General features: G+C 72.8%; 18 protein-coding genes. 7 read left to right on the forward strand and 11 right to left on the reverse strand.

Annotated features, from left to right (window positions below; translation table 11 throughout):
* Positions 1–116: 116 nt before the first annotated feature.
* On the forward strand, positions 117–4,421 hold the full coding sequence (locus ACFV3I_RS02570) for an isopeptide-forming domain-containing fimbrial protein (RefSeq protein ID WP_378822301.1): 4,305 nt from the start codon (positions 117–119) through the stop codon (positions 4,419–4,421).
* 55 nt (positions 4,422–4,476) lie between these two features.
* Here ACFV3I_RS02570 and ACFV3I_RS02575 read toward each other — a convergent pair whose 3' ends face one another.
* Positions 4,477–7,017, reverse strand: a complete 2,541-nt coding sequence (locus ACFV3I_RS02575) for a LuxR C-terminal-related transcriptional regulator (protein WP_378822302.1) — start codon at positions 7,015–7,017, stop codon at positions 4,477–4,479.
* Positions 7,018–7,133: 116 nt separating this feature from the next.
* Between ACFV3I_RS02575 and ACFV3I_RS02580 the strand changes: the two genes are divergently transcribed.
* The 3 genes from ACFV3I_RS02580 to ACFV3I_RS02590 all read left to right on the forward strand — a co-directional run bounded on the left by ACFV3I_RS02580 (position 7,134) and on the right by ACFV3I_RS02590 (position 8,869).
* Positions 7,134–7,685 carry an ECF transporter S component gene (locus ACFV3I_RS02580; RefSeq protein ID WP_378822303.1) on the forward strand — a complete coding sequence of 184 codons (552 nt, stop codon included), beginning with the start codon at positions 7,134–7,136 and terminating at the stop codon, positions 7,683–7,685.
* Positions 7,686–7,728: 43 nt separating this feature from the next.
* Positions 7,729–8,199: a hypothetical protein gene (locus ACFV3I_RS02585; protein ID WP_378822304.1), complete on the forward strand. Its 471-nt coding sequence runs from the start codon at positions 7,729–7,731 to the stop codon at positions 8,197–8,199.
* A 73-nt stretch (positions 8,200–8,272) separates the two neighbouring features.
* Positions 8,273–8,869 (forward strand): DUF305 domain-containing protein, encoded by a 597-nt coding sequence (locus ACFV3I_RS02590; protein WP_378822306.1) that lies wholly within the window; start codon positions 8,273–8,275, stop codon positions 8,867–8,869.
* Positions 8,870–8,944: 75 nt separating this feature from the next.
* On the opposite strand, the gene ACFV3I_RS02595 is transcribed toward ACFV3I_RS02590, so the two are convergent.
* From ACFV3I_RS02595 to ACFV3I_RS02605, 3 genes are read right to left on the reverse strand one after another with little or no spacing between them, the layout of a single operon-like run.
* On the reverse strand, positions 8,945–10,312 hold the full coding sequence (locus tag ACFV3I_RS02595; protein ID WP_136030515.1) for a threonine/serine exporter ThrE family protein: 1,368 nt from the start codon (positions 10,310–10,312) through the stop codon (positions 8,945–8,947).
* A 20-nt stretch (positions 10,313–10,332) separates the two neighbouring features.
* Positions 10,333–11,688 carry an anaerobic C4-dicarboxylate transporter family protein gene (locus ACFV3I_RS02600; protein WP_136030513.1) on the reverse strand — a complete coding sequence of 452 codons (1,356 nt, stop codon included), beginning with the start codon at positions 11,686–11,688 and terminating at the stop codon, positions 10,333–10,335.
* Between the two features lie 30 nt (positions 11,689–11,718).
* Positions 11,719–12,501, reverse strand: coding sequence for a Type 1 glutamine amidotransferase-like domain-containing protein (locus ACFV3I_RS02605; RefSeq protein WP_378822307.1), 783 nt, complete (start codon positions 12,499–12,501; stop codon positions 11,719–11,721).
* 118 nt (positions 12,502–12,619) lie between these two features.
* Between ACFV3I_RS02605 and ACFV3I_RS02610 the strand changes: the two genes are divergently transcribed.
* Complete coding sequence (locus ACFV3I_RS02610; RefSeq protein WP_378822308.1) at positions 12,620–13,630, forward strand: lactonase family protein; 1,011 nt, start codon at positions 12,620–12,622, stop codon at positions 13,628–13,630.
* An 80-nt stretch (positions 13,631–13,710) separates the two neighbouring features.
* On the opposite strand, the gene ACFV3I_RS02615 is transcribed toward ACFV3I_RS02610, so the two are convergent.
* Complete coding sequence (locus ACFV3I_RS02615) at positions 13,711–14,436, reverse strand: SGNH/GDSL hydrolase family protein (RefSeq protein ID WP_378822310.1); 726 nt, start codon at positions 14,434–14,436, stop codon at positions 13,711–13,713.
* Between the two features lie 54 nt (positions 14,437–14,490).
* On the opposite strand from ACFV3I_RS02615, the gene ACFV3I_RS02620 reads away from it, so the two are divergent.
* Positions 14,491–15,018, forward strand: coding sequence for a hypothetical protein (locus tag ACFV3I_RS02620; protein WP_206252051.1), 528 nt, complete (start codon positions 14,491–14,493; stop codon positions 15,016–15,018).
* A 9-nt stretch (positions 15,019–15,027) separates the two neighbouring features.
* On the opposite strand, the gene ACFV3I_RS02625 is transcribed toward ACFV3I_RS02620, so the two are convergent.
* Both ACFV3I_RS02625 and ACFV3I_RS02630 read right to left on the reverse strand, forming a co-directional pair.
* Entirely contained in the window at positions 15,028–15,894 is an 867-nt protein-coding gene (locus ACFV3I_RS02625; protein ID WP_136030503.1) for an alpha/beta fold hydrolase, read from the reverse strand.
* Positions 15,895–15,958: 64 nt separating this feature from the next.
* Positions 15,959–16,963, reverse strand: a complete 1,005-nt coding sequence (locus tag ACFV3I_RS02630; RefSeq protein ID WP_136030501.1) for a magnesium and cobalt transport protein CorA — start codon at positions 16,961–16,963, stop codon at positions 15,959–15,961.
* Positions 16,964–17,256: 293 nt separating this feature from the next.
* Between ACFV3I_RS02630 and ACFV3I_RS02635 the strand changes: the two genes are divergently transcribed.
* Entirely contained in the window at positions 17,257–17,427 is a 171-nt protein-coding gene (locus tag ACFV3I_RS02635; protein WP_247982566.1) for a hypothetical protein, read from the forward strand.
* Positions 17,428–17,478: 51 nt separating this feature from the next.
* On the opposite strand, the gene ACFV3I_RS02640 is transcribed toward ACFV3I_RS02635, so the two are convergent.
* The 4 genes from ACFV3I_RS02640 to ACFV3I_RS02655 all read right to left on the reverse strand — a co-directional run bounded on the left by ACFV3I_RS02640 (position 17,479) and on the right by ACFV3I_RS02655 (position 21,781).
* On the reverse strand, positions 17,479–18,273 hold the full coding sequence (locus ACFV3I_RS02640) for an SDR family NAD(P)-dependent oxidoreductase (RefSeq protein WP_378822311.1): 795 nt from the start codon (positions 18,271–18,273) through the stop codon (positions 17,479–17,481).
* A 276-nt stretch (positions 18,274–18,549) separates the two neighbouring features.
* Positions 18,550–19,572 (reverse strand): Gfo/Idh/MocA family protein, encoded by a 1,023-nt coding sequence (locus tag ACFV3I_RS02645; protein WP_136044206.1) that lies wholly within the window; start codon positions 19,570–19,572, stop codon positions 18,550–18,552.
* Positions 19,569–20,615 carry a Gfo/Idh/MocA family protein gene (locus ACFV3I_RS02650; protein WP_378822312.1) on the reverse strand — a complete coding sequence of 349 codons (1,047 nt, stop codon included), beginning with the start codon at positions 20,613–20,615 and terminating at the stop codon, positions 19,569–19,571. Before ACFV3I_RS02650 ends, ACFV3I_RS02645 begins: the two co-directional genes overlap by 4 nt.
* Entirely contained in the window at positions 20,612–21,781 is a 1,170-nt protein-coding gene (locus ACFV3I_RS02655; RefSeq protein ID WP_378822313.1) for an ROK family protein, read from the reverse strand. The genes ACFV3I_RS02650 and ACFV3I_RS02655 overlap by 4 nt, the downstream gene beginning before the upstream one ends.
* Between the last annotated feature and the right edge of the window lie 110 nt (positions 21,782–21,891).

The raw sequence follows: 21,891 nt of genomic DNA on the forward strand, positions 1-21,891 counted from the left end.
TGGCGGAGGCCCGGACCGAGTACGCCATACCCGATGGTGCTCGGCGGTCGCCTGAGGGGGCGGGGCTTCCGTGTGCGCGCACGCGCCGCGGACAGCGATGGATGGGGAGTGAAGTCGTGGGATTCCGTGATGCCCGTGAGCAGCGGCCGAGCCGCTGGAGCCGGACCAGGAAGCTGATCGGCGGTGTGGTGAGCACCGCGCTCGTCGCCTCGTCGATGATCGTGGTGGGCGGCACGCTCACCGCGGCGCCGGCCGCAGCAGCCGAGCCGTTCCTCTGCACGCCGGGAGCGGTGTACGTGCAGAGCACCTCCGAGGTGCGCGAGTTCGCGGTGAACGAGCAGGGCGGCGCCCCCGGCGACGGCGGCACGCTCAGCAGCATCAACCTCGGCGCGAACCACTCCAACAACGCGCTCGGGCTCTCGTCCAACGGACGCTACGCGTACACCGTCACGAACGCCGCCGGCAGCAAGATGCTCGCGAAGCACGACCGCGTGACCGACACCACCACGCGCACCTCGTTCTCGCTCAACTCCTCGGTCCTGCGCGGCGCCGTGCACCCCGTCACCGGCGTGTACTACTTCGCCAGCGGCACGATCAACGGCGCCATCAACCTCTACGCGTGGAACGAGAACGTCACCCCGCAGACCTACGTGCAGGTCGGCACGCTGCGCCCGACCACCGGCAGCAGCGCGTTCGGCGCCAACGGCGACATGGCCTTCAGCGCCTCCGGTCAGCTCGTGCTCGTGGCCGACAACTACATCTACTCGTCCGACCTGCCGAGCACGCTGCAGCCGAGCACCGCCACGATCGACGCCAAGCAGGTGCACGACATGGGCGCGGGCGTGCAGGGCAACGGCATCGCGTTCGGCAACCTCGGGCACATCTTCGTGTCGGTGTCCGGCGGCGGCAACCGCATCATCGAGGTGGACCTGCCCCGTGGGGCGACCGTGAACACCACGTCGCTGGGGAACTTCGGACCCACCGACATGGCCAGCTGCACGTTCCCCAACACCCTCACGCTCAAGAAGGACCTCCCGAACGGGCGCCAGGCCGACACCGACCAGTTCGCGCTGCGCGTGCAGTCGCCCACCGGCTACCAGGTGCCGCAGACCGATGCCACGACGCGTGGCGCGCAGCCCGGCCTGCAGCCCGACTACGCGGGTCCGGTGTTCACCAACCAGGGGGACACCTTCCAGCTCTCCGAGTCGCCCGCCGGCACGACCGACCCGGCCCGCTACGACGCGTCCCTGGTCTGCGTGCAGGTCAACCCCGACGGCTCGACGACCCCGGTCGCGGTGACCGCCGACGGCCAGGTCACCCAGCCATCCGGTCCGCTCGGCACCGACGTCACCTGCACGTACACGAACCTGCGCCTCGCACCCGGCCTGGCCCTGCGCAAGACCTCGGATCCCGCGAACGGCACCGCCGTGACCGCGGGGCAGCGCGTCACCTACACGGTCGAGGCGGAGAACACCGGCAACACGCGCCTCGACCCGGTCACCGTGAGCGACGACCTGTCCGGCGTGCGCGCCTTCGCGACCTACCAGGGCGACGTGGCGACCGCGATCGACGGCGACCCGGTGACCTCGGGCGCCGCGACCGTCACGGGCGACGAGCTCGCCTGGAGCGGTGCGCTCGAGCCCGGACAGGTGCTGACCGTGACCTACTCGGTGATCGTCGACGAGGGCGTGGAGGGCGAGCGCATCGCCAACAGCGTCACCGCGTCGGGCACGCCCCCCGGCGGCTTCGACCCGATCGTCCCCCCGGCCGTCACGACCGAGCACCCCGTCGCCGGCTTCGAGCTCGTCAAGACCTCGTCGCCCGCCTCGGGCAGCACGGTCGAGCCCGGCCAGACCATCCAGTACACCGTGACCGGCACCAACACCGGCGCGACTCCGCTCGACCCCGCCTCGCTCACGGACGACCTCTCCGGCGTGCTCGCCCACGCCGCGTACAACGACGACCTCGCAACCGCGATCGACGGCACGGCCCTCACCACGGGCGGCGCGACCCTCACCGGCAGCACCCTCGCCTGGACCGGGGCCCTCCAGCCCGGGCAGACCGTGACCGTGACCTACTCCGTGACCGTGGGAGAGGACGCCTCGGGCGAGATCCTCCGCAACACCGTCGCGGGCTCCGGCACCCCGGTCACGCCCGACCCCGGCGACCCGACCGGGCCGCTGGTGCCCGGTGAGCCGATCGTCCCGCCGACCTCCACCACGGAGCACCCCGTGCTCGGCTCCGGCTTCACGATCTCGAAGACGGCCGACCCCGCGTCGGGCACCCGCGTCGACCCGGGCAGCGTGATCACGTACACCGTCACGGGCACCAACACGGGCGACACCGTGCTCGACCCGGCGACGATCACGGACGACCTGCGCGACGTGCTGGCCCACGCGAGCTCGAACGACGATGCGACCGCGACCCGCGGCGACGTCCGCGTGGCCGACGGAACGCTGAACTGGAGCGGCCGACTGCTCCCGGGGCAGGACGTGGTGATCACCTACTCGGTCACGGTCGACGCCACCGCGGGCGGCGAGCTCATCGCCAACACCGCCACCGGCGCCGCGACCCCGCTCATCCCCACGGATCCGAGCGACCCCGGCAGCCCGACCACGCCTGGCACGCCGATCACGCCGCCGCCCGCCACCACGGAGCACCCGGTGAACGAGCCCGGCTTCACGTTCGCGAAGACGGTCGACCCCGCCACGGGCACCGCCGTCGACCCCGGCACCGTGCTGACCTACACGCTGACCGCCGCGAACACCGGCGAGACCGTGCTCGACCCGGTCGAGATCACGGACGACCTGTCCGGCGTGCTGCCCTCGGCGGCGTACAACGGCGACGCTGTCGCGACCATCGGCGGCGCGTCCGCGGGTGCCGTGACCGTCGACGGCGCGACACTCGCCTGGAGCGGGTCGCTCGCGGTCGGGGAGACCGTGACCGTCACCTACTCCGTGACTGTGACCGCAGAAGGCGTCGGCACCGTGATCGAGAACGCGGCGACCGCGTCTGCCACGCCGCCCGGCGGCTCCGTCATCACGCCGCCTCCCGGCACCACGACCACGCCGGTGAACCGTCCGGGCTTCTCGCTGTCGAAGAGCGCGGACCCGGCGACGGGCACCGCGGTCGATCCCGGCGCGGTCATCACCTACACGGTGACCGGCGTGAACACGGGTGAGACGGCGCTCGACCCCGTCGCGATCACGGACGACCTGTCCGACGTGCTCGCCCACGCCGCGTTCAACGGCGATGCGACCGCCACGATCGACGGCGTCCCGGCCACGGCTCCCACCGTGGCGGGCGACCGGTTGTCGTGGAGCGGTGCACTGCCGGTGGGTGCGACCGTCACCCTCACGTACTCCGTGACCGTGGCCGCCGACGCGGGCGGCACCGTGCTGGCGAACCGGGCCTCCGGCTCCGCGACCCCGCCCGGGGGCGTGCCGCCGATCGAGACGCCGCCCGCCACGACCGAGCACCCGGTCAACGCGCCCGGCTTCGAGCTGCGCAAGACCGCCGACCCCGCGGACGGCACCCGCGTCGACCCGGGCAGCGTCATCACGTACACCGTGACCGGCGTGAACACGGGTGAGACGGCTCTGGCGCCCGTGAGCATCGACGACGACCTGTCGGGCGTGCTCGCGCACGCCGACTACAACGGCGACGTGACGGCCACCGTGGTCGACGGCGTCGCGCCCGCCCCGGTCGTGGCCGGCGACGAGCTGACGTGGACGGGCGACCTCGCGGTCGGCCAGCGCGTCACCATCACCTACTCGGTGACCGTGCACGCAGACGCGGGCGGTGCGACCATCGCCAACACGGTCGAGGGCACGGCGACGCCTCCGGGCGGCGCGGTGATCACGCCCCCGCCGACGACCACGGAGAACCCGGTCGGCACCCCCGGCTTCACGTTCGCGAAGACCTCGGACCCCGGTTCGGGCACGGCCGTGGCGACGGGAAGCGTCGTGACCTACACGCTCACCGGCACCAACACCGGCGAGACCGGGCTGGACGAGGTGGTCGTGCGGGACGACCTGGCCGGAGTGCTGCGGCACGCCGACCTGCGCGGCACGGCGACGGCCACGGTGGGTGATCGCGAGGTGGCCGCCCCCGTGATCGACGGGACGGCGCTGCGCTGGACGGGCAGTCTCGCGGAGGGGGAGAGCGTCGTGATCACCTACGCCGTGACCGTGCACGCCGACGCGGCTGGCACCTCGCTGCGGAACGTGGCCGTCGCCTCGGCCACGCCGCCCGGAGGGGAGACGATCACCCCGCACGCCGGCACGACCGAGAACCGGGTGCTGACGCCCCTCGCCATCACCGGCGGACAGCTGGCGCCCTGGGTCCTGATGCTCGCGATCGCCCTGCTGCTCGCCGGAGCCGCGCTGCTGATCGTGCGCCGTCGCCGCATGCAGGCCTGACGACCCCCCGCCGGCTCCCGGCCGCCGCCCCACGCGCGGCCGGGAGCCCTCGGGATCAGTCGGGGAGCAGTCCGTGCCGGGCGGCCTGCTCCAGCGCCTCGGTGCGATTGGCCGCGTCGAGCTTGCGGTAGATGCTGCGCAGCTGCGTCTTGAGGGTGTTCGGCGACACGCTCAGCTCGGCGGCGATGTCCGGCAGCGCCGCCCCCGAGGTGAGGGCGTGCAGCACGACCTGCTCGCGGGACGACAGTCGCGGCCGCGTCGCGAACGACGGCAGCGCGGAACGCGTGGGCAGGGGCGCGCCGCCGAGGGGGGCCAGGTCGGCGCGCACGGCCGCGAAGTCCTCGGCGCCGAGCAGGGCGATCGGGGTCCGCAGCTCCCGGTCGGCGAGCTGCGCGGCCAGCGCGTCGGTGGTCGGCTGCGCGGCGGCCGGGGTCACGCGGTGCAGGGCGGCGCTCTGCACGGCCGCGGCCTCCGCGCGCTCGCGAGACGTGGTCGGCTGGAGCCGCGTCTGCGCCAGCATGCGCACCGCCTCCGGCGCACGACCGTCGACCAGGGCCACCCTGGCGCGTTCCAGCAGCGTCGCGAAGCGGTCGCCCGGCGCGTCGCGCTGCTTGATGCTGCGGGCGGCCCGGACGTCGCCGAGCGCGAGGTGCAGCAGGATCCGCGGGCGGCTGAGGGCCTGGCGTGCGTGGGGTGTTGCCCCCTCGCGTCCCCGCATCCTGGCGAAGGACTCCAGGCGTTCGAGGCCGCCCGCGGCGTCGCCGTCGTGCAGCGCGATCCACGCCTCCACGGCGGCCATGGTCGTCCAGTGCTCGCTCGTCGCCCGGTGGGGGAGGAACGCCCGCACGTGCTGTTTCGCGGCGTGGAGGTCGCCGTCCTCGACCGCGAGCATCGCCTCGGCCACGCGGTAGAACGTGCCGCGGTAGCCGTCGAGCAGCTCCTGGCTGTGACCGCCGTCGCGGAGGAGGCCGACATAGTGCCGCGCCTCCGGGAGGTCTCCGGCCCTGGCGTGGATACCGGCGAGCAGGCTCATGGCGTGGAACCCGTTGCCGGTGCCCTGCGCACCGGCGAGAGCCGCGGCCTCCTCCAAGAGCCCCACCGCCTGTTCGCGGCGGCCTCCGTAGTACAGCGACAGCGCGAGGTGGGTGCACAGCAGCGGCATCTCCCGGGCGTAGCGGTGCCACTCGCTCTCGGGGGTCTCCGTGAACAGCGCGAGGGCACGGGCCGCGACCTGTCCCGCCCGGTCGGGCATGCCGATGACCCGCAGGGCCGCGCTCTCGGCGGTCCAGATGAAGAGGCGCTCGGTCGCCGAGAGGCGGGTCTTCCGCCCGTTCGCTGCCGAGACCGCCAGGCGCAGGAGCTGGAGTCCGCGCAGGCGGCGCAGCCGGTTGGCGTTGAGGCAGATGCCGAGGAGCATCGCCACGAGCGGCTCCTGCTTGAGGCGTGCCATCGGGAGGTCGCCGAGCAGTCGCACGACCGCCCTTCCGTCGTGGTCGAGCAGGTGGCTCCATCCCGACATGATCACGTGTGCCGCGAGGGCGAGGTCGTCCTCCTCCACGGCCAGACGCAGCCCCTCGAACGGAGCGCCCCGCCGCACGGCGCCCTCCACCGCGAGGCGCCGCAACCGGGGGATCTCGGCCGGGTGTGTGCGGCGGAGCTCGCGGCGCAGCAGGGTGCGGGCGTGCGGGGCCAGCCGGAACAGGCGGGGCTCACCGGGCTCCCAGTGCCCGAAGCCGAACACCTCGGATTCCTCGAGGGCGTGCACGATGTCGGGGTTGCCCGTCAGTGCGGCAGCGAGGTGGGTGTCGACGGCGTCGGTGATGCTGAGCCGGACGAGATCGTCCAGGGTCCGCTCGGCGAAGTCGTCCCGCTCGATGCGAGCCCGGAGGTAGTCCTCGATCGTCGCGGATGCCGCCGCGACGACGGCCGACCCGCCCCCGTGCAGTGCCGCCGCCCGGACGGCCGCGGGGAAGCCGCCCGTCGCCTCCTGGATCGCCCGGACCGTGTCATCGTCGACGGCGGGGTCGAGCATCGCGCGGATCTCGTCGTGGTCGAACATGAGCTCCTGCGGGCCGAGAAGCGCGGTGTCGATCACCAGGCGCAGCCCGGCGCTGTCGAAGGGACTGGGCCGGTTGGTCGCGACGACGAGTCGCACGAGCGGGAGCGCGGCGATCGTGCGACACAGGTCGAACACGCTCTCGCGGTCGAGCGCGGCGGCGTCGTCGAGCACGATCACCAGCGGCTCCGTGAGCGGGCACAGATGCTCGGTGACCGCGGCCCACAGCTCCCCGGGTGACTCCGTCGAGGGGTCTGCGGACGCCCTGCCCTCTGGCGCCTGTTCGCGAAGGGCGCGCAGCAGGGCCAGCGCGAGGTCGGAGCTGCTCTCACGCCCGGGGGTCACGGTGAGCCAGACCACGCGGGACGAGGTGACGAACGCCCAGCCGACCACCGCGGTGGTCTTGCCCGAGCCCGATGCCCCGCGGAGCAGCGTGAGCGGGGTGTCCGTCTCGAGGGCTGCGTTGAGCCGCGGTCGCCCGATCACGTTCGTCGAGACGCGCGGCAGATGCCTGCTCTCACGCGCGACGGAATCCGTCATGTCCCCTCCCCAGGTCCCCGCCTCCACAATATTCCGAAATGACGATCGGGCGGGTGACATGACGCCGCGGCGACGTCGGTGATCGGCCGGCCGCCGTGGCCTCTAGGCTCGGAGACGTGACGGACGGGCGGGCGAAGACGGTGCGACGCGTGCCGACCAGCGCCCTGCTGGTGAGTGCGGCGCTCGGTGCGATCCAGGCGCTCGTGTTCCTCGCGGTCGTTCCCGTCACCGGAGTGCTCGCGGCCGCCTCGCCCCCGGCCTACGCCCTGGTCGCCGCCGTGCACACGGCCCTGCCGTTCCTGGCGCGCGTGGTCACGCGCACGCCGGGCGCCGCCACGCTGACGGCGTTCGTGGCCGGGGCGCTCACGGTCGCGGTGTCGCCGATCGGACCACTCGGGCTGGTCCCGCTCCTGCTCGGCGGTCTGGTGCTCGACCTCGTGCTTCCGCTGCCGCGCGACGCTCGGGTGGGCGCCGGGCGGATCCTGGCGGCCGGGGCCGTCGCGGGGATCGCGCTGTTCCTGGTCGCGCTGCCGGTGTTCTCGCCGGAGCACCTGGTGCCCGCGGTGCTCGTGGCGACGCTGGCCGCGCGCGTGGTCGGGGAGGTCGCGGTCGCCGGGGTCGTGATCGCGGTGCGGAGGCTGCTGGCCCGCGCGGGCGTCGTCCGCTGAACATGCCCCGAATACCTATACCCCCTGCGGGTAGTATCGGGGCATGACCGATCGACGGGCGCTGCGCGGGGCACTGCTCGCGGTGGTGCTCGCGGGCGGAGTGCTGCTCGGGCTGCTCGGCATGCACGCGCTCGGGTTGCACGGCACCACCGGGGCGCACGGCCCCGGTCACGCCGCGGTCGTCGCGACGGCGTCCCAGGGCGACGCCGCCCACGACCGCCCGGGCTCCGCGGCCCACGACCGCGGCGACCGCGCCGCGCCGCTCGCCTCGCACGAGAGCAGCACCCCGCCGTCGCACGACCTCGCCGCAGCCCTCGCCGCGCCGTCGGCCGGGGGAGCGGACGGCGCCGCCGCGTGTGTGCTGGCCCTGCTCGGCGGGCTCCTCCTGCTCCTGCGCCGCCGGGCGTCCCCGGCCCTCGCGGCACCGGCGGCCACGGTCGTCCTCCGCGCGCGCGGCACCCTGCCGATCCCGCGACCTCCGTCTCTTCACGTGCTCTGCATCAGCCGGACCTGAGGCGCCGTCGTGCGCCCGGGGCGACCGCGACCGCGCTCGCCCATCCGATCGAGAAGACCGAGAAGAGAGACCCATGAAGAATCGAACCACCCGTACCGCGGCCGCCCTCGTGATCGCGGGGTCGCTCGCGCTCGCCGGCTGCGCGTCGAGCGAGCCCGCGGGCCCCGCCGACCACTCCGGCATGGACCACTCCCCGAGTGACGCCCCGGCCGCCGGGGCGAACGACGCGGATGCGATGTTCGCGTCGATGATGATCGTGCACCACCAGCAGGCGGTCGAGATGTCCGACATCGTGCTCGCGAAGGACGGCGTCGACCCGCGCGTGGTCGACCTCGCCGAACGCATCACGGCCGCGCAGGGGCCCGAGATCGAGCAGCTCCAGGGCTGGCTCGACGACTGGGGTGTCGACGCGGCCGACGCCGGCGCCATGGACCACGGCGACGGCATGATGAGCGACGACGACCTCGCCGCGCTCGAGGCCGCGACCGGGCCCGAGGCGTCGCGGCTGTTCCTGGAGCAGATGATCGTGCACCACGAGGGCGCGGTCGAGATGGCCGAGGTGCAGCTCGCGGACGGCGAGAACGCCGCTGCCGTGGCGCTCGCGCAGGACATCGTCGACGCCCAGACGGCCGAGATCGCGGAGATGAAGGACATCCTCGCGAGCCTCTGACGCCGAGAGCCCCGCGTCGCCCTCGCGCGGCGCGGGGCTCACCCCTTCTCCCGCCGCCGGACATCGCCGCGAGGGCTATCGCTGATCCGGGCGCGGCGGAGTCCGCTCGGCCCTCCCGACGCGGCGCGCCACACGTCGCAGCGGGTGCGCGAGCCGCTGCCACAGCGTGGGGGCGGGGGTGTCGTCGGGAGCGGGCGGCGGAGCCACCGCGAACTGCACGAACTCCTCGGCGCCGTGGTGCACCACGCGGTACAGGGCCGTGCCGATCAGCACGCCCAGCGCGATCGACATGACCGACACGAGGGCGGCGGCGAAGTCGGCCAGGCCGTTGTCGGTCGCGAACGCCTCGGTCAGTCCGACCAGTCCGGCCGCCCCCGGCACGAGCAGCCAGAACGCCGGCAGGAACGTCAGCTGCGAGGGCGCCCCGTGCCGCAGCCCCGCGATCCAGAACACCACCGGGGTCACCGCGAGCGCGCCGACGAAGCCGCCCACGGCCGGATCGATGAACTCGGTGCCCGCCCACTGGCCCACGTAGGCGACCACGAGCGCGAGCAGCACCCATCCGAAGGTCGACGGCGGCGCCGAGAAATGGAGGTAGTTGCCCAGCGCGAACACGAGGATGCCCAGCAGCGGCACCCACCACGGCAGGAACGAGGAGGCGTCGAGCGGCTCGTACGAGTCGGACGACACCCCCACCACGGCACCCGCGGCGAGGATGCCGAACGCCAGCAGTGCGAGCTGCACGAACCCGTAGACCAGCCGCGACGCCCCGGAGATCATCTGGCCGGCGGCGAGCTCGACCGTCGCGGTGGTCAGCACCCCGCCCGGAAGGAACGTGACCAGCGGGGCGATCAGCACGCGGATCGGGTCGCCGACCTCCACGGCCTCCGCGAGCAGGAACACCGCGGTCGCGCACACGAACGCCGCCGCGATCGGCATGATGAGCTGCAGCGTGGGCGAGCGCACGAGCTTGAGCAGCCCGATCCCGAAACCGAGCACGAACGCGACGGTCGCGCCCTGCCAGGTGGGGGCGAGCAGTAGGGCGAGCCCGGTGGTGAGGATCGCGTGCCCGAGCGTGCGCGTGAACCAGCCGAGACGCGGTCGCATCGCGCCGATCTCGTTGAGCCGCCGGATGCCGTCGCGCGGCGCGACCGCGCCGGTGCGGGCCTGCGCGATCAGCTCGTACAGTGCCGCGATCTGGTCGAAGCGGAACGACGCGTTGGTCGCGGAACGGATGGCGACGCGCTCCTCCTCCTCGTCGCCCGTCTCCACGATGATGATCGTCGGCAGCACCACGAAGTCGGTGTCGTCGCCGCCGGACGCGCGCGCCACCTCGGCGATCGTGTCGCGGATGCGGTCGACCGACTCCGCCGAGGCGTTCATCCCCTGCGCCAGCCCGAGCAGGAACTGGCGCAGCGCCGACCGGTCGACGACGTCGGTCATGTCACCCCACCGCGGTCATGTCACGCGAACAGGAACGACAGGGCGACGCCGACCACGATCGCGGTGCCGACGTAGACCAGGTTCGGCAGCTGGAACGAGTGGTCGACCACGAACTTGCCCATCTTGGTCGTGCCGGTCTGGTCGAACGCGACCGTGGCGACCTGACTGCCGTTGGCGGGCAGCGTGTAGATGCCCATGGTCGCCGGCCACAGGCCCACCAGCAGCGGGGCGGGCAGCCCGATCGTGATGCCGATCGGCACGATCGCGTTCGTCGCGCTCGACTGGCTCGTGGTGAGCATCGCGACCGCGAACAGCGCCAGCGCGAACAGCAGCGCGCCCAGGAACGCCGACGACCCCGACACCACGGAGCCGAGTCCATCGACGATGAGCGTCTGGTTCGCGGCGACGAAGGTGTTCGCCAGCCACGCGATGCCGAACAGGGCGATGGCGCCGACGATGCCGGCGGGGAACGTGGGCTGCTTGGGCACGTCGGCCGCCTTCACCTTGCAGAACACGAAGATGAGGGCGGCGATGATGCCCATGGTGACCTCGATGATGACGGTCACGCTCAGACGCACGGGGTCGCCACCGTCATCGGTGCCGATCACCGGTCGCAGATTCTCGAACAGGCCGAAGAACACGATCACCGCGACGCCCGCGAGGAACAGCGATGCGGAGAGCACCGCGGTCTTCGGCAGCGTCTTCTCGTGCGCGTCGACGACCGGCGGCTTGATCTGCCCGTCCGCCAGGCGCTTCTGGTACTCCGGGTCGTCCTCCAGGTCCTTGCCGTGGCGCATCATCACGAGCGCCGCGACGAGGAGTCCCGCGATGGAGGCCGGCCACATGATGAGCAGCAGCCCGCCGAGGTCCACGCCCTGCGGCGCGAGCAGCACCACCATCGAGGCGGTCGCAGCCGACACGGGGGAGCACAGGATGCCGACCTGCGAGGCCACGGCCGAGACCGCCAGCGCCCGCTCCGGACGGATCTTCTGCTGGTACGACACGTCGTAGATCACCGGCAGCAGCGGATAGAAGATGTTGCCCGTTCCCGCGCCGACCGTGAACAGGAACGACATCGCGGGGGCGAGGAACACCACCGACTTGGGGCGTTTGCGGATGACCTTCGCCGCGACGGACACCATCCAGTCGATGCCTCCGGCGGCCTGCATGGTCGAGGCGGCCGTGATCACGGTGATGACGATGAACACCGCGTCGACGGGGGCGTTGCCCGGCGCCTCGCCGAAGACGAACACCAGCACGGCGACGCCGACGAGGCCCCACACGCCCAGGCCGATCCCGCTGGTGCGGGTGCCCATGAAGATCGCCAGGACGACGACGATCAGCTGGGCGATGAGGAGGAAGACGTTGTCGTTCATGACGATGCCCCGATCATCAGGATGGCCCGGTCAGGAGGAGGGTCCGGTGGCGATGGGCCCGGTACCGGTGAGCACCTGCACGGGCAACTCGGTCTCGACGATCCGCCCGTCCACCGCTTCCACCCGCAGGGCGAGGGGGTCGTCGACCGGGCTGATCGCCGTCACGAACTCGGAGTTCTCGAAGTGCAGCGACTGGAGGTTGCCCACCGCGTAGCCGGTCGACAGCTCCCCGCTGAGCAGGGAGGCGTGGAACAGCGGCCGGCGCTGGTCCTCGGCGTCGTAGTGCGGGCAGAAGCTGCCGTGCAGGAAGCCCAGGCCCTCCGGCAGCACCTGCAGCGTGGGGCCGTAGCTGTCGGTCGTGCCGCCCTCGAACCAGCAGATCCCGCCCGCGCTGCCGCCGGTGAACACCACGTTCGACGCCGGGTCCTCCCACATCTCGCGCATGATCTCGTCGAGTCCCTGCCGCTTCCACACGTCGAGCATGTTGGCGGTGTTGCCGCCGCCCACGTGGATCACGTCGAAGCCCTTCACGAACCCGGCGAGGTCGTCGACCGCACGGTGGAACAGCGGCAGGTGGTGCGGCGCGCACCGGTCGGAGTCGTACGTGGAGTAGAAGCTCACGATGTAGGCGGTGTCGTCGCCCGTCGCGGTGCCGACGAACAGCACCCGCGGTCTGTCCTTGCCGGTGAGTCTCAGGATGTAGTCGTGCGTCGGATCGTTCCGGCGCTCCATCATGGCCTTCCCGGCTCCGGTTGCGACAACATGTGACATCGGTGACCCCCCGGTTCGACGGCTGCTCTCAGGCGTCAACATAGTGGTGAGGGACCCGGCGCGTCCAGCACTCCTCACCCGCTCGACGTGAGGGACGGTGCGGCCGTCGGCGCACGCCATAGTGGGAGGGGACGTGTCGACGACGGCGGGAGGGCCCACGGTGGCATCGAGCGAGTTCGCGGTGTGCGCGATGTCCGAGCGCCCGGCGCTGTGGACGCTGGTCTGGCATCCCGAGACCGAACGGTGGGAGGCGCGCGACGCCGCGGTCGCGCTCGACCGGCCGTTCGCGCTCGCCGCACACCCGTCCGGCTCCTTGTACGCCGCGGGCCTCACCCCCGAGGGCGCGGTGCATCGGCTCACGCGCGGGCCCGGCGACGGCGCGGCCGACTGGGTCGTGCGGCAGAGCCTCGCCCTGCCGGGGGTGGAGCTGCCGTGCCGGGTGCGGTTCGACGCGGCTTCGCGGCGCCTGCTGATCCCCGGGTACGGGAACGGGGCGCTCGGGGTGGTCGACCTCGACCGGGACGGCGGCTTCGCCGCGGCCGCCCGAGTGGTCGCGTTCACCGGCGGTGGGCCCGACCCCGAACGACAGGACGGCCCGCACGCCCACGACGCCCTCGCGCTCGCTGCCGGCATCGGCGTGACCGACCTCGGCGCGGACGTGCTGCGCATCCTCGACCCGACGACCCTCGCCGAGCGGGCGCCGCTGGAGCTCCCCGCGGGCACGGGACCCCGGCACGTGGCCGACCTCGGCGGCGGACGGATCGCGCTCTCGGGCGAGCTGGGCTCGACGCTCGTGCTGGCCTCGGTCACCGCGCGCCGCGTGTTCGACGTGCTGCCTGCGACCGCGCACGGCTCCGGCGGGTCGAACGCGCCCAGCACGGTGGTGCACGATCCCGTGCGCGGCCTGGTGCACGTCGCGAACCGCGGCGCCGACACGATCCTGACCGCCCGGATCGACGGCGACCGCCTGGTGCGCGTGTCCGAGGTGCCCGGCGGCGGCTCCCGGCCGGAACATCTCGTGCTCACCGGCCGGCACCTGCTGGCGGTGCACTCCGCCGACGGCGCGGTCGTGGCGCTGCGCCTGCGCGACGGGGTGCCCACGGCCGAGGTCGCCGCGGAGACCCGGGTGCCCGGGGCGATCTGGATCGAGCCGCTGCCGCCGCGGAGCTGAGTCGACGTTGCGGTCAGCGCTCGGGCAGCTCGGGGCGCCGGCGGTTCCGGTGGCTCGGGCGGCTGCCCGCGGGCTCGGGGTCAGGCGTTGAGGCGGGCGGCGCCGACCTGCGCCTCGAGCAGCGGCAGGGTGCGGCTGCCCGCGGGCGTCAGGCCGAGGGTGCGCGCGAGTTCGAGTGCGAGCGCCGCGTGCCCGGCCGCGTTCGGGTGGAACGGGTCGCCCATCAGGCTCCACGGCACCCCGCCGTTCCCCAGCTCGGCGTAGCGGGCGTACTGGTCGACCAGGAGCACGTCCTCCTCCGCGGCGACGCGCCGCACGGCCTCGGCGAACTCGGCGATCCGCGACCGCTCCGGGGCGTTGAGGCCGTCCACCGCGGGCGGCGTCTGCAGCACCACGACCGCGTCGAGGTCGCGCGCACGCCGCACGAACTCCCGCAGCGACTCCGCATACTCGGCGGCCGAGAGCACGGGGCGCTCGCCGCCGGTCGACACATCGTTCGTGCCGATCATGAGGGTCACCACGTCGGGGTTCCAGGAGGCGACGCGGCGGTCCCAGTCGTCGAGGATGTCGGCGATGCGGTTGCCGCTGATCGCCGAGTTGATCACGATGTCGCGCACGCGGGCGAGCTCGCCGCGGATGAGCTCGTGCAGGTGCTCGGGGTAGCTGCGTCCGCCCTGCGTGTGCACCAGCCCGTGGGTGATCGAGTCGCCCGTGATCAGCCAGTTCAGCGGCGCCGGATCGGCCAGGGCGGCGGTGAGGCGCTGGAGGTCGGCGGTGGCGGAGGCGGGGGATTCGGCGTTCGGCACGGCTCCGAGCCTATCGGCCGACCACGGCGACCCCGGATGCGGGAGACTGGACGGATGACCTCGTCTGCGCTCGACCGTCTCCTCGCCCGCATCGCCGACTCCGGTCTGCTCGACGACCCCGTCGCGGAGAACGGCCTGGTGTACGGCCGCGCCGGGATCGACGCGGCGGGCGCCACGGTCTCGGTGAACGTCGATCCGGAGCTCGACGAGCACGACGAGGTCGACGATGACGCGCTGGTCGCCACGCTGGAGCGCGTGCTGTCGGTGAACGAGTCGCGGTGGCGGGCGATCGTCGACGAGGTCGCGTCGGACATCGACGACGCGGTGGACGACGAACCCGTGGTCGAGCAGATCGATCTGCGCGACGACCTGGAGGCCACGTCGGTCGTGGTGTTCGCCGATGCCGTGCTGCTCGCGTTCGTCGCTCCGAAGCAGTTCCCGGAGTCGCGCATCCTGGTGCAGCTCGACGAGGAGTTGGAGGTCGACGGCGTCGAGGTGCGTGCGCTCGACGGCTCCGAGACGGTGGAGTTCGACACCCTCGACGACCTCCTCGACGAGATCAGCCGCTCCGACGAGGACTGAGCGCCCTCGTCATTCCGCGTCGAGCACCTCACGGAGCGTGGCGGCGAACGCCTCGGGCTGGCCCGCATAGCCGGACTCCCCGCCCAGGAAGCCGCCGTGGTGGCTGGGGAAGACGGTCGCCTGCTGGCCCAGCCGTTCGGCCAGCGCGAGCGCGGTCCGTCCGGTGTACCCCGTCAGCGACTCCTCGCCCACCGCCACCACGATCCGCGTCGGTGCCGCCTGTAGCGCCGCGATGTCGGGCGTGTAGTCGACGACCGCCCACGACCGCTCCGACAGCAGCGGATCGTCGCGGGATCCGTCGTCGTCGGCGGGCATCCCGAACGCGGCGGGGTCGGGCAGCGGCTGCGCGAGGAACTCCTCGGTGAACTCGCCCTCCCACGAGGTCATCGCCAGGAAGCCCGCCATGCCGGCGCCCCAGCCGCGGTCCTGATACGCGCGGGTGTAGGCGGCCCTGGCGCGGCGGGCGGCCTCGGCGTCGGGCAGCACCGCATCGATCGGCGGCTCGTGCGCGACCAGGGTGGCCACGTCGTGCGGGTGGGCGGTGACCAGGGCGAGCGCCGTCACCGCGCCGCCGCTGCTCGCGAACAGGTCGACCGGTCCGGCGCCGAGCGCCTCGATCAGCGCGTGCACGTCTTCCGCCTGCGTCTCCGGCTCGTTGGTGACGCCCCCGTCGTGCCGCACGCTGCGCCCCAGGCCGCGCGGGTCGTACGTGATGACGGTGCGGTCGGGGAAGAGCGCCACCTGGGCCTGGAACCCGCTGGCGTCCATCGGCTGACCGATCATGACCAGCGGACGCCGCCCGTCGGCCGTGGGCAACGGGCCGTGCACGTCGTACACGAGATCCACGTCGGGCAGTTCCAGGGTGTGCTGCGTCATGTCGATCTCCTTCGCGCGTCCCCGTGGATCGTACGTGCCGTCACGGACGTTCCACCAGGGGCGGTCACAGCCACTTCTTGTACTTGAACACCCCGTACAGGCCCACCGCGAACGCCGCCATCGCCCCGATCGCCATCGGGTACCCGAACGCCCAGTGCAGCTCGGGCATCACGTCGAAGTTCATGCCGTACACCGTGCCGACGAGCGTGGGGGCGAAGATGATCGCCGCCCAGGAGGAGATCTTCTTGATCTCGTCGTTCTGCGCCAGGCCCGCCTCGGTCTGCCGCCGCGCGACCAGCGCCGAGTGCACCGTGAGGGCGTTCTCCAGGATCGCGCGGAACGAGTCCACCCGCTCGTTGACGCGGATCGTGTGGTCGAGCACGTCGCGCAGCGACCGCTGCAGCTCCTCGTCGATGCGGTACTTCTCCGACCCGCGGCGGAGCCACTCCAGCATCCCGCTGAGGGGGTGCACGGCGCGCTGGAAGTTGATCACCTCGCGGGACAGCTCGTAGATGCGGCGGGACAGTGCGCTGTCGTCCGCGCCGTCGCCGAACAGCTGGTCCTCGATCTCGTCGATGTCGTTGAGCAGACCGGCGACGATCGGCTCGTAGCCGTCGACCACCTCGTCGAGGATCGCGTACAGCACGGCCTCCGGTCCCATCGCCAGCAGCTCCGGGTTCGCCTCCATGCGGGAGCGCACGGCGGCGAGGTTGGGCGACTCGGCGTGCCGGATGGTCACCACGAAGTCGGGTCCGACGAACAGGTGCAGCTCGCCGAACTCGATCGACTCCTCCTTGTCGCGGTAGCGGGCCGGGCGCAGCACCGCGAACAGGGTGTCGCCGTAGCGCTCCACCTTCGAGCGCTGATGCCCGGAGAGCGCGTCCTCCACGGCGAGGGGATGCAGGTCGAACTCGCGCGCGACGGACTCGACCTCCGCCGGGCTGGGGCGGTAGAGGCCGATCCAGGCGATGCCGCCCGCCGCGTCGAGCATGCGGTAGGTCTCGTCCAGGTTCCTCGGGGTCTCCACGCGACGTCCGTGGACGTACACGCCGTTGTCGATGAGCGCCATGATGCGGCTCCGTTCTCGCGAGCGCACGGCAGCGGAGGCTCCGTGCGCGGATTCGTCAGGGGGCGGGAGACGCCGCCGACGGCTGCGGAACAGGACGTGCGGACGCGGACCGGGAGGTCAACGCGAGAGCGCAGGGAGTCGCGACGCAGCGAGGGCGGCGTCGTTACTATCGTCGGACATCGCCATCACCGCCTTCCGGACTCTCGGGGGTCACACGACCCGACGTGCCAGCATACTCCCGGAACCTGGACGGGGGGCGCGGCAGTGGTTCGATCGTCCGGACAGGGAGACACATGAACGAGTTCGCCATCGGAGACATGGTGCAGATCACCGGATCGCCCATGACCGGCACCGTGGGCACCGTGGTGTCGTTCGATGAGAAGCGCCAGCGCTACCTCGTGCGCATTGACGCCATGACGCAGAACTACTACGCAGCCGGCGATCTGACCGTCTTCGCGCCCTGACCTGGCGACCCGGTCACGGCGGAGCCCGACCGGGACCGAGCGCAGCGGCGGCTACGGGACGATCGCGTCGATGTAGCCGCCGTCGACCCGCACCGCCGCGCCGGTCGTGGCCGAGGCGAGCGGCGAGGCGAGATAGGCGACCATGTTCGCGATCTCCTCCGGCTCGATCAGCCGCTGCAGCAGCGACTGCGGGCGGTGCAGGCGCATGAACTCGCGCTGCGCCTCGTCCCACGGCAGGTCCGGGTCGACGAGGGAGTACACGAAGTCCTCCACGCCGCCCGTGTGGGTGGGCCCCGCGAGCACCGAGTTCACCGTGACGCCGGTGCCCGCCGCCTCCTTCGCGAAGCCGCGCGACACCGCCAGCAGCGCCGTCTTCGACATGCCGTAGTGGATCATCTCCGCGGGGATCACGACGGCGGAGTCGCTGGCGATGTCGAGCACCCGCCCCCAGCCGCGCTGCATCATGCCCGGCAGCGTCGCCCGGATGAGTCGCACGGCGGCGAGCACGTTCACCTCGAAGTAGCGGCGCCATTCGTCGTCGGAGATGTCGAGTGCCGGGGTCGCGCCGAAGATCCCGAGGTTGTTCACCAGCACGTCCACGTCGCCCGTGGCGTCGAGCACCGCCGCGGCGCCGTCGTCGGTGGTGACATCGCCCGGCGCGGGCACCAGGCTCCGCTCGGGATTCTCCTCCCGCAGCTCGGCGACCACCGCCGCGACCGTGTCGGCGCTGCGGCCGTTGACGGCGACGCGGGCTCCGGCGTCGGCGAGGGCCGTGGCGATGGCGCGGCCGATGCCCTGGGTGGAGCCCGTGATGACGGCGGTCTTTCCGGTCAGGTCGATGCGCATGATGCTCCTCCGTGTCGGTGCTGTCTGCTGCAACACCACCGCGCCTCCATCCATGCCCGCGCCCGCCATGCCGCGGGCATGGGCCGTGGTGCCGGGTGCCGCGGGCGTGAGCCGTGTGCCGGGATCGAAAAGGTGCCGGGGGCGGGCTCCGCGGGGACGGTTTCGATCCCGCGTCGAGCGGGTGGGCCCGCCGCGGTGGTGCCAGGGTCGAAAAGGTGCGTGTGCGGTGCCCTGAAGGCGCGATTCTGACCCCGCATCGAGCGGGTGGGGGACCGGCTAGAGGTGCACGACCTCGCCGTCGCGGGCGGCGGAGGCCTGCGCGGCCTTCACGATCTCGACCGTGCGGATGCCCACACCGGCGTCGGGCTGCGGCTGACGGCCGTCGCGCACGGCACGCACGAACTCCTCCAGCAGCAGCGCGTCGAGGTCGGCGCCGACCGGGCTCCAGGTCTCGCCGTGCGCGTCGTGCCCGGCGACGCCCTTCGCGAACGGGCTCACGGTGACGGTGCCGCGCTCGGCGACGACCTGCAGCGTGAGGCCGCCCCACGTGGCCGAGCTCATCGGCCAGCTCCAGGAGCAGTCGATCGTGGCGACCACGCCGCCCGGGTACTGGATCGTGACGAGCCCGCCCGTCTCCACCGACAGCTCGCGCTGCGCGTGCAGCACCCGGTTCGACACGGCGCGCACGGACGCCGCTCGCTCGCCCAGCAGCTCGTCGAGCAGGTCGGCGCAGTGGACGACGTGGTCGACGAGCGCGCCGCCGCCCGCGAGCTCGGGGTCGGTGAACCAGGCCCTGTCCTGCGGGAGCTTGCCGTTGTTGATGCCGGTCACGCCGAGGATGCGCCCGAGTCGTCCGCTGCGCAGTTCGGCGATCGCGTCGCGCACCGCGGGGGAGAACCGCACGGGATAGGCGACCATGAGCAGCACACCCGCGGTCTCGCACGCGTCGCGCATGGCGATCGCATCCTCGACCGTGGTGGCCAGCGGCTTCTCGCACAGCACGTGCACGCCCGCCGCCGCAGCACGCTCGACGAGGGCGCGGTGCCGGGAGTTCTCGGCCGCGATCACGACGGCGTCCGGCTTCCACGCGAAGGCCTCGTCGTACGTGTCGACGTAGGCTACGCCCAGCTCTGCGGCGAGCTCGGCGCCGCGGGGTGCGTCGTCGGGCGCGGCCGCGCCGTCGGGGTCGGTCGCGATGAGCTCGACGCCCGGCATCTCCTTCAGCGCGTGCACATAGCTGAGGGCGTGCGTGTGCGCGAAGGACAGGACGGCGATGCGCAGCGGGGCGGGGGCGGTCATCGGGTGGCCTCCTCGGTGGCGGGCGCGGCGGGAACGGGAGCGGTGGAGTCGGCCGCGGCGGTCTCCCCGGGGAGGGCGACCGCGGAGCCCGAGGCGATGGAGGCGTAGGCGGCCTCGGCGACCGCGACCGCGGCGATCCCGTCGGCGGGGGCGACGCGCGCCGCACGGCCCTCGCGGATCGCGGCCACGAAGTCGGCGATCTCGGCGTAGTACGGGCTCTCCTCGGGCGACATCGGCGGCAGGTAGTCGGCGTCGCCCTCGGGCACCACGGCGTCGGTGCGGAGGGTGTGGTCCTCGGCGCTGTCGTACCGCAGACGGCCCGCCGATCCCGCGACCTCGACGCTCGTGCGGAACGGCATGCCGGGCTGCACCCAGCTCGCGTGCAGGTGACTGAGCACCCCGTTGCGGTGGGTGAGCACGACGTGCGCGGTCACGGGCGCGGGCACGCGGTCGTCCACCGTCGGCGGGTTCTGCACGGCGTAGACGCTGGCGACCGGTCCGGCGAACCACAGCGCCTGGTCGATGTCGTGGATCATGAGGTCGCGGATCACGCCGCCGCCCGCCCGCTCCGAGAAGAACCACCCGGTCTGCGGCGCGGAGCCCGCACGGCTGAACCGCTGCACCGCGAGCTCGCCCACGTGCCCGGCCTCGATGCCCGCCTTGATCTGCGCGTACTCGCCCATGTACCGCACGACGTGCGCGGGGAACAGCCGGACACCGGCGCGAGCGGCGGCCGCGGTCACCTCTGCGGCGGCCTCGGCGGTCGCGGCGAGCGGCTTCTCGCAGATCACGTCGCGACCGCGGGCGATGGCGCGCAGCGCGAAGTCGGCGTGCGTGCTGCTGGGCGTGACGATGTCGACCAGGTCGACCAGCTCGATCAGCGCGTCGACGTCGGCGACCAGCTCGAAGCCGTACTCCGCGGCGATCTCCTCGGCACCGTCGAGCGAGGTCACGTAACCCCGCACGCCCAGCGCCCGCCACGCGTCGGCGTGCACGCGGGAGATGCCGCCCGCGCCGATGAGTCCGACTGTCAACGTGCTCACTGCTTCTCCTCGGTGTCGTCGCCGGTGACCGGCTCGTGCGGCAGGGGGGTGATGGGCGGGGCGGGCATGTCGTCGATGCCGGAGATCTCGGCGGGGTGCCGCTGGAACGCGTGCACGACCGCACCGTGCGCGGCGGCTTCCGCGCCCAGTCGCGCCTCGGCGACCGGCACCTGGAACGGCAGCCCGAGGTGCCCGGGGAGCGCGGCCCGCAGCGGGTCGAGCAGTTGCTCATGCGCCGCCGAGAGTCCGCCGCCGATGACGACCATGGCGGGATCGACCGTGAGGATCAGCGTGGCGATGCCGTGCGCGAGCTCGTCGATGAACGCGTCGAGCTCCTCGCGTGCCCCGGGGTCGCCCTCCCGCGCGAGGGCGAACATCTCCGCGGCGGTGGGGGCCGTGCGCCAGGGGATCTGCCCGGTCTCGCTGTTGAGTCCGCGGAAGGCCAGGCGTCCGATGTCGCCCGCCGCGTTGTGGATGCCGCGGCGGGGGCGTCCGCCGAGGATGAGGCCCATCGCGATGCGGTTGCCGACCGACAGGTAGATCACGTCGTCGACGAGCTGCGCGACCCCGAGGTGGTGTTCCGCGACCGCGGCGAGACGCACGCCGTTGTCGACGGCGACCGGGCACCCGAACGCGTGCCGCAGCTGTGATCCGATGTCGATGCCCGACCACTCGGGGATGACGACCGAGGTGGTCACGCGGCCGGCGTCGTCGACGAGCCCGGGGAGGGAGACGCCGACGGCGCGCACCTGCGACGCGGGGATGCCGGTGTCGGCGAGGGTGCCGCGGATGTGGGAGATGACGGCGGCGAGCTTGGCGGCCCCGTCGGTCTGCGCCGAGACGCCAGGGTAGGTGCGCTGGGCGACGACCGCTCCGGCCAGGTCGGACAGCACGACCCGCACGCTCGCGACGCCGATGTCGACGCCCACGACGGTGCCGGCGGCGGCGTGGAACGCGTACCGGCGGGCGGGTCGTCCGGCCCCTCCGCCGTTCTGCGCGGGCGCGTCGACCAGCAGCCCGGAGTCGCTGAGCACGGTCACGGCGTTCTCGACCGAGGTGCGGGAGACCTCCAGCGAGCGGGACAGATCGCTCACGGTCGCCGGTCCCGTGTCGCGCAGCTGGAGGGCGCAGCGCGCCACGATCGACAGCGGACTCGTCACGCCCATGTGCGGTGCCTCCTTCGTCCCCGTCGTTGGTGCGATCAAATTAGCACACCCGGTTCTCACATCGTGTTTTGTCGTTGACGATCGAGAAACACGCTGGAAACAAGCGTCTG

It is taken from the genome of Microbacterium sp. NPDC059771 (assembly GCF_042732495.1).
Taxonomy (GTDB): Bacteria; Actinomycetota; Actinomycetes; order Actinomycetales; family Microbacteriaceae; genus Microbacterium; species Microbacterium sufflavum.

Bases quoted from the DNA above. Each gene is read 5' to 3' on its own strand.
- ACFV3I_RS02575 (WP_378822302.1), bottom strand. From the start codon at position 7,017: ATGACGGATTCCGTCGCGCGTGAGAGCAGGCATCTGCCGCGCGTCTCG.
- ACFV3I_RS02585 (WP_378822304.1), top strand. From the start codon at position 7,729: ATGACCGATCGACGGGCGCTGCGCGGGGCACTGCTCGCGGTGGTGCTC.
- ACFV3I_RS02590 (WP_378822306.1), top strand. From the start codon at position 8,273: ATGAAGAATCGAACCACCCGTACCGCGGCCGCCCTCGTGATCGCGGGG.
- ACFV3I_RS02595 (WP_136030515.1), bottom strand. From the start codon at position 10,312: ATGACCGACGTCGTCGACCGGTCGGCGCTGCGCCAGTTCCTGCTCGGG.
- ACFV3I_RS02600 (WP_136030513.1), bottom strand. From the start codon at position 11,688: ATGAACGACAACGTCTTCCTCCTCATCGCCCAGCTGATCGTCGTCGTC.
- ACFV3I_RS02605 (WP_378822307.1), bottom strand. From the start codon at position 12,501: ATGTTGACGCCTGAGAGCAGCCGTCGAACCGGGGGGTCACCGATGTCA.
- ACFV3I_RS02620 (WP_206252051.1), top strand. From the start codon at position 14,491: ATGACCTCGTCTGCGCTCGACCGTCTCCTCGCCCGCATCGCCGACTCC.
- ACFV3I_RS02625 (WP_136030503.1), bottom strand. From the start codon at position 15,894: ATGACGCAGCACACCCTGGAACTGCCCGACGTGGATCTCGTGTACGAC.
- ACFV3I_RS02630 (WP_136030501.1), bottom strand. From the start codon at position 16,963: ATGGCGCTCATCGACAACGGCGTGTACGTCCACGGACGTCGCGTGGAG.
- ACFV3I_RS02635 (WP_247982566.1), top strand. From the start codon at position 17,257: ATGAACGAGTTCGCCATCGGAGACATGGTGCAGATCACCGGATCGCCC.
- ACFV3I_RS02640 (WP_378822311.1), bottom strand. From the start codon at position 18,273: ATGCGCATCGACCTGACCGGAAAGACCGCCGTCATCACGGGCTCCACC.
- ACFV3I_RS02645 (WP_136044206.1), bottom strand. From the start codon at position 19,572: ATGACCGCCCCCGCCCCGCTGCGCATCGCCGTCCTGTCCTTCGCGCAC.
- ACFV3I_RS02655 (WP_378822313.1), bottom strand. From the start codon at position 21,781: ATGGGCGTGACGAGTCCGCTGTCGATCGTGGCGCGCTGCGCCCTCCAG.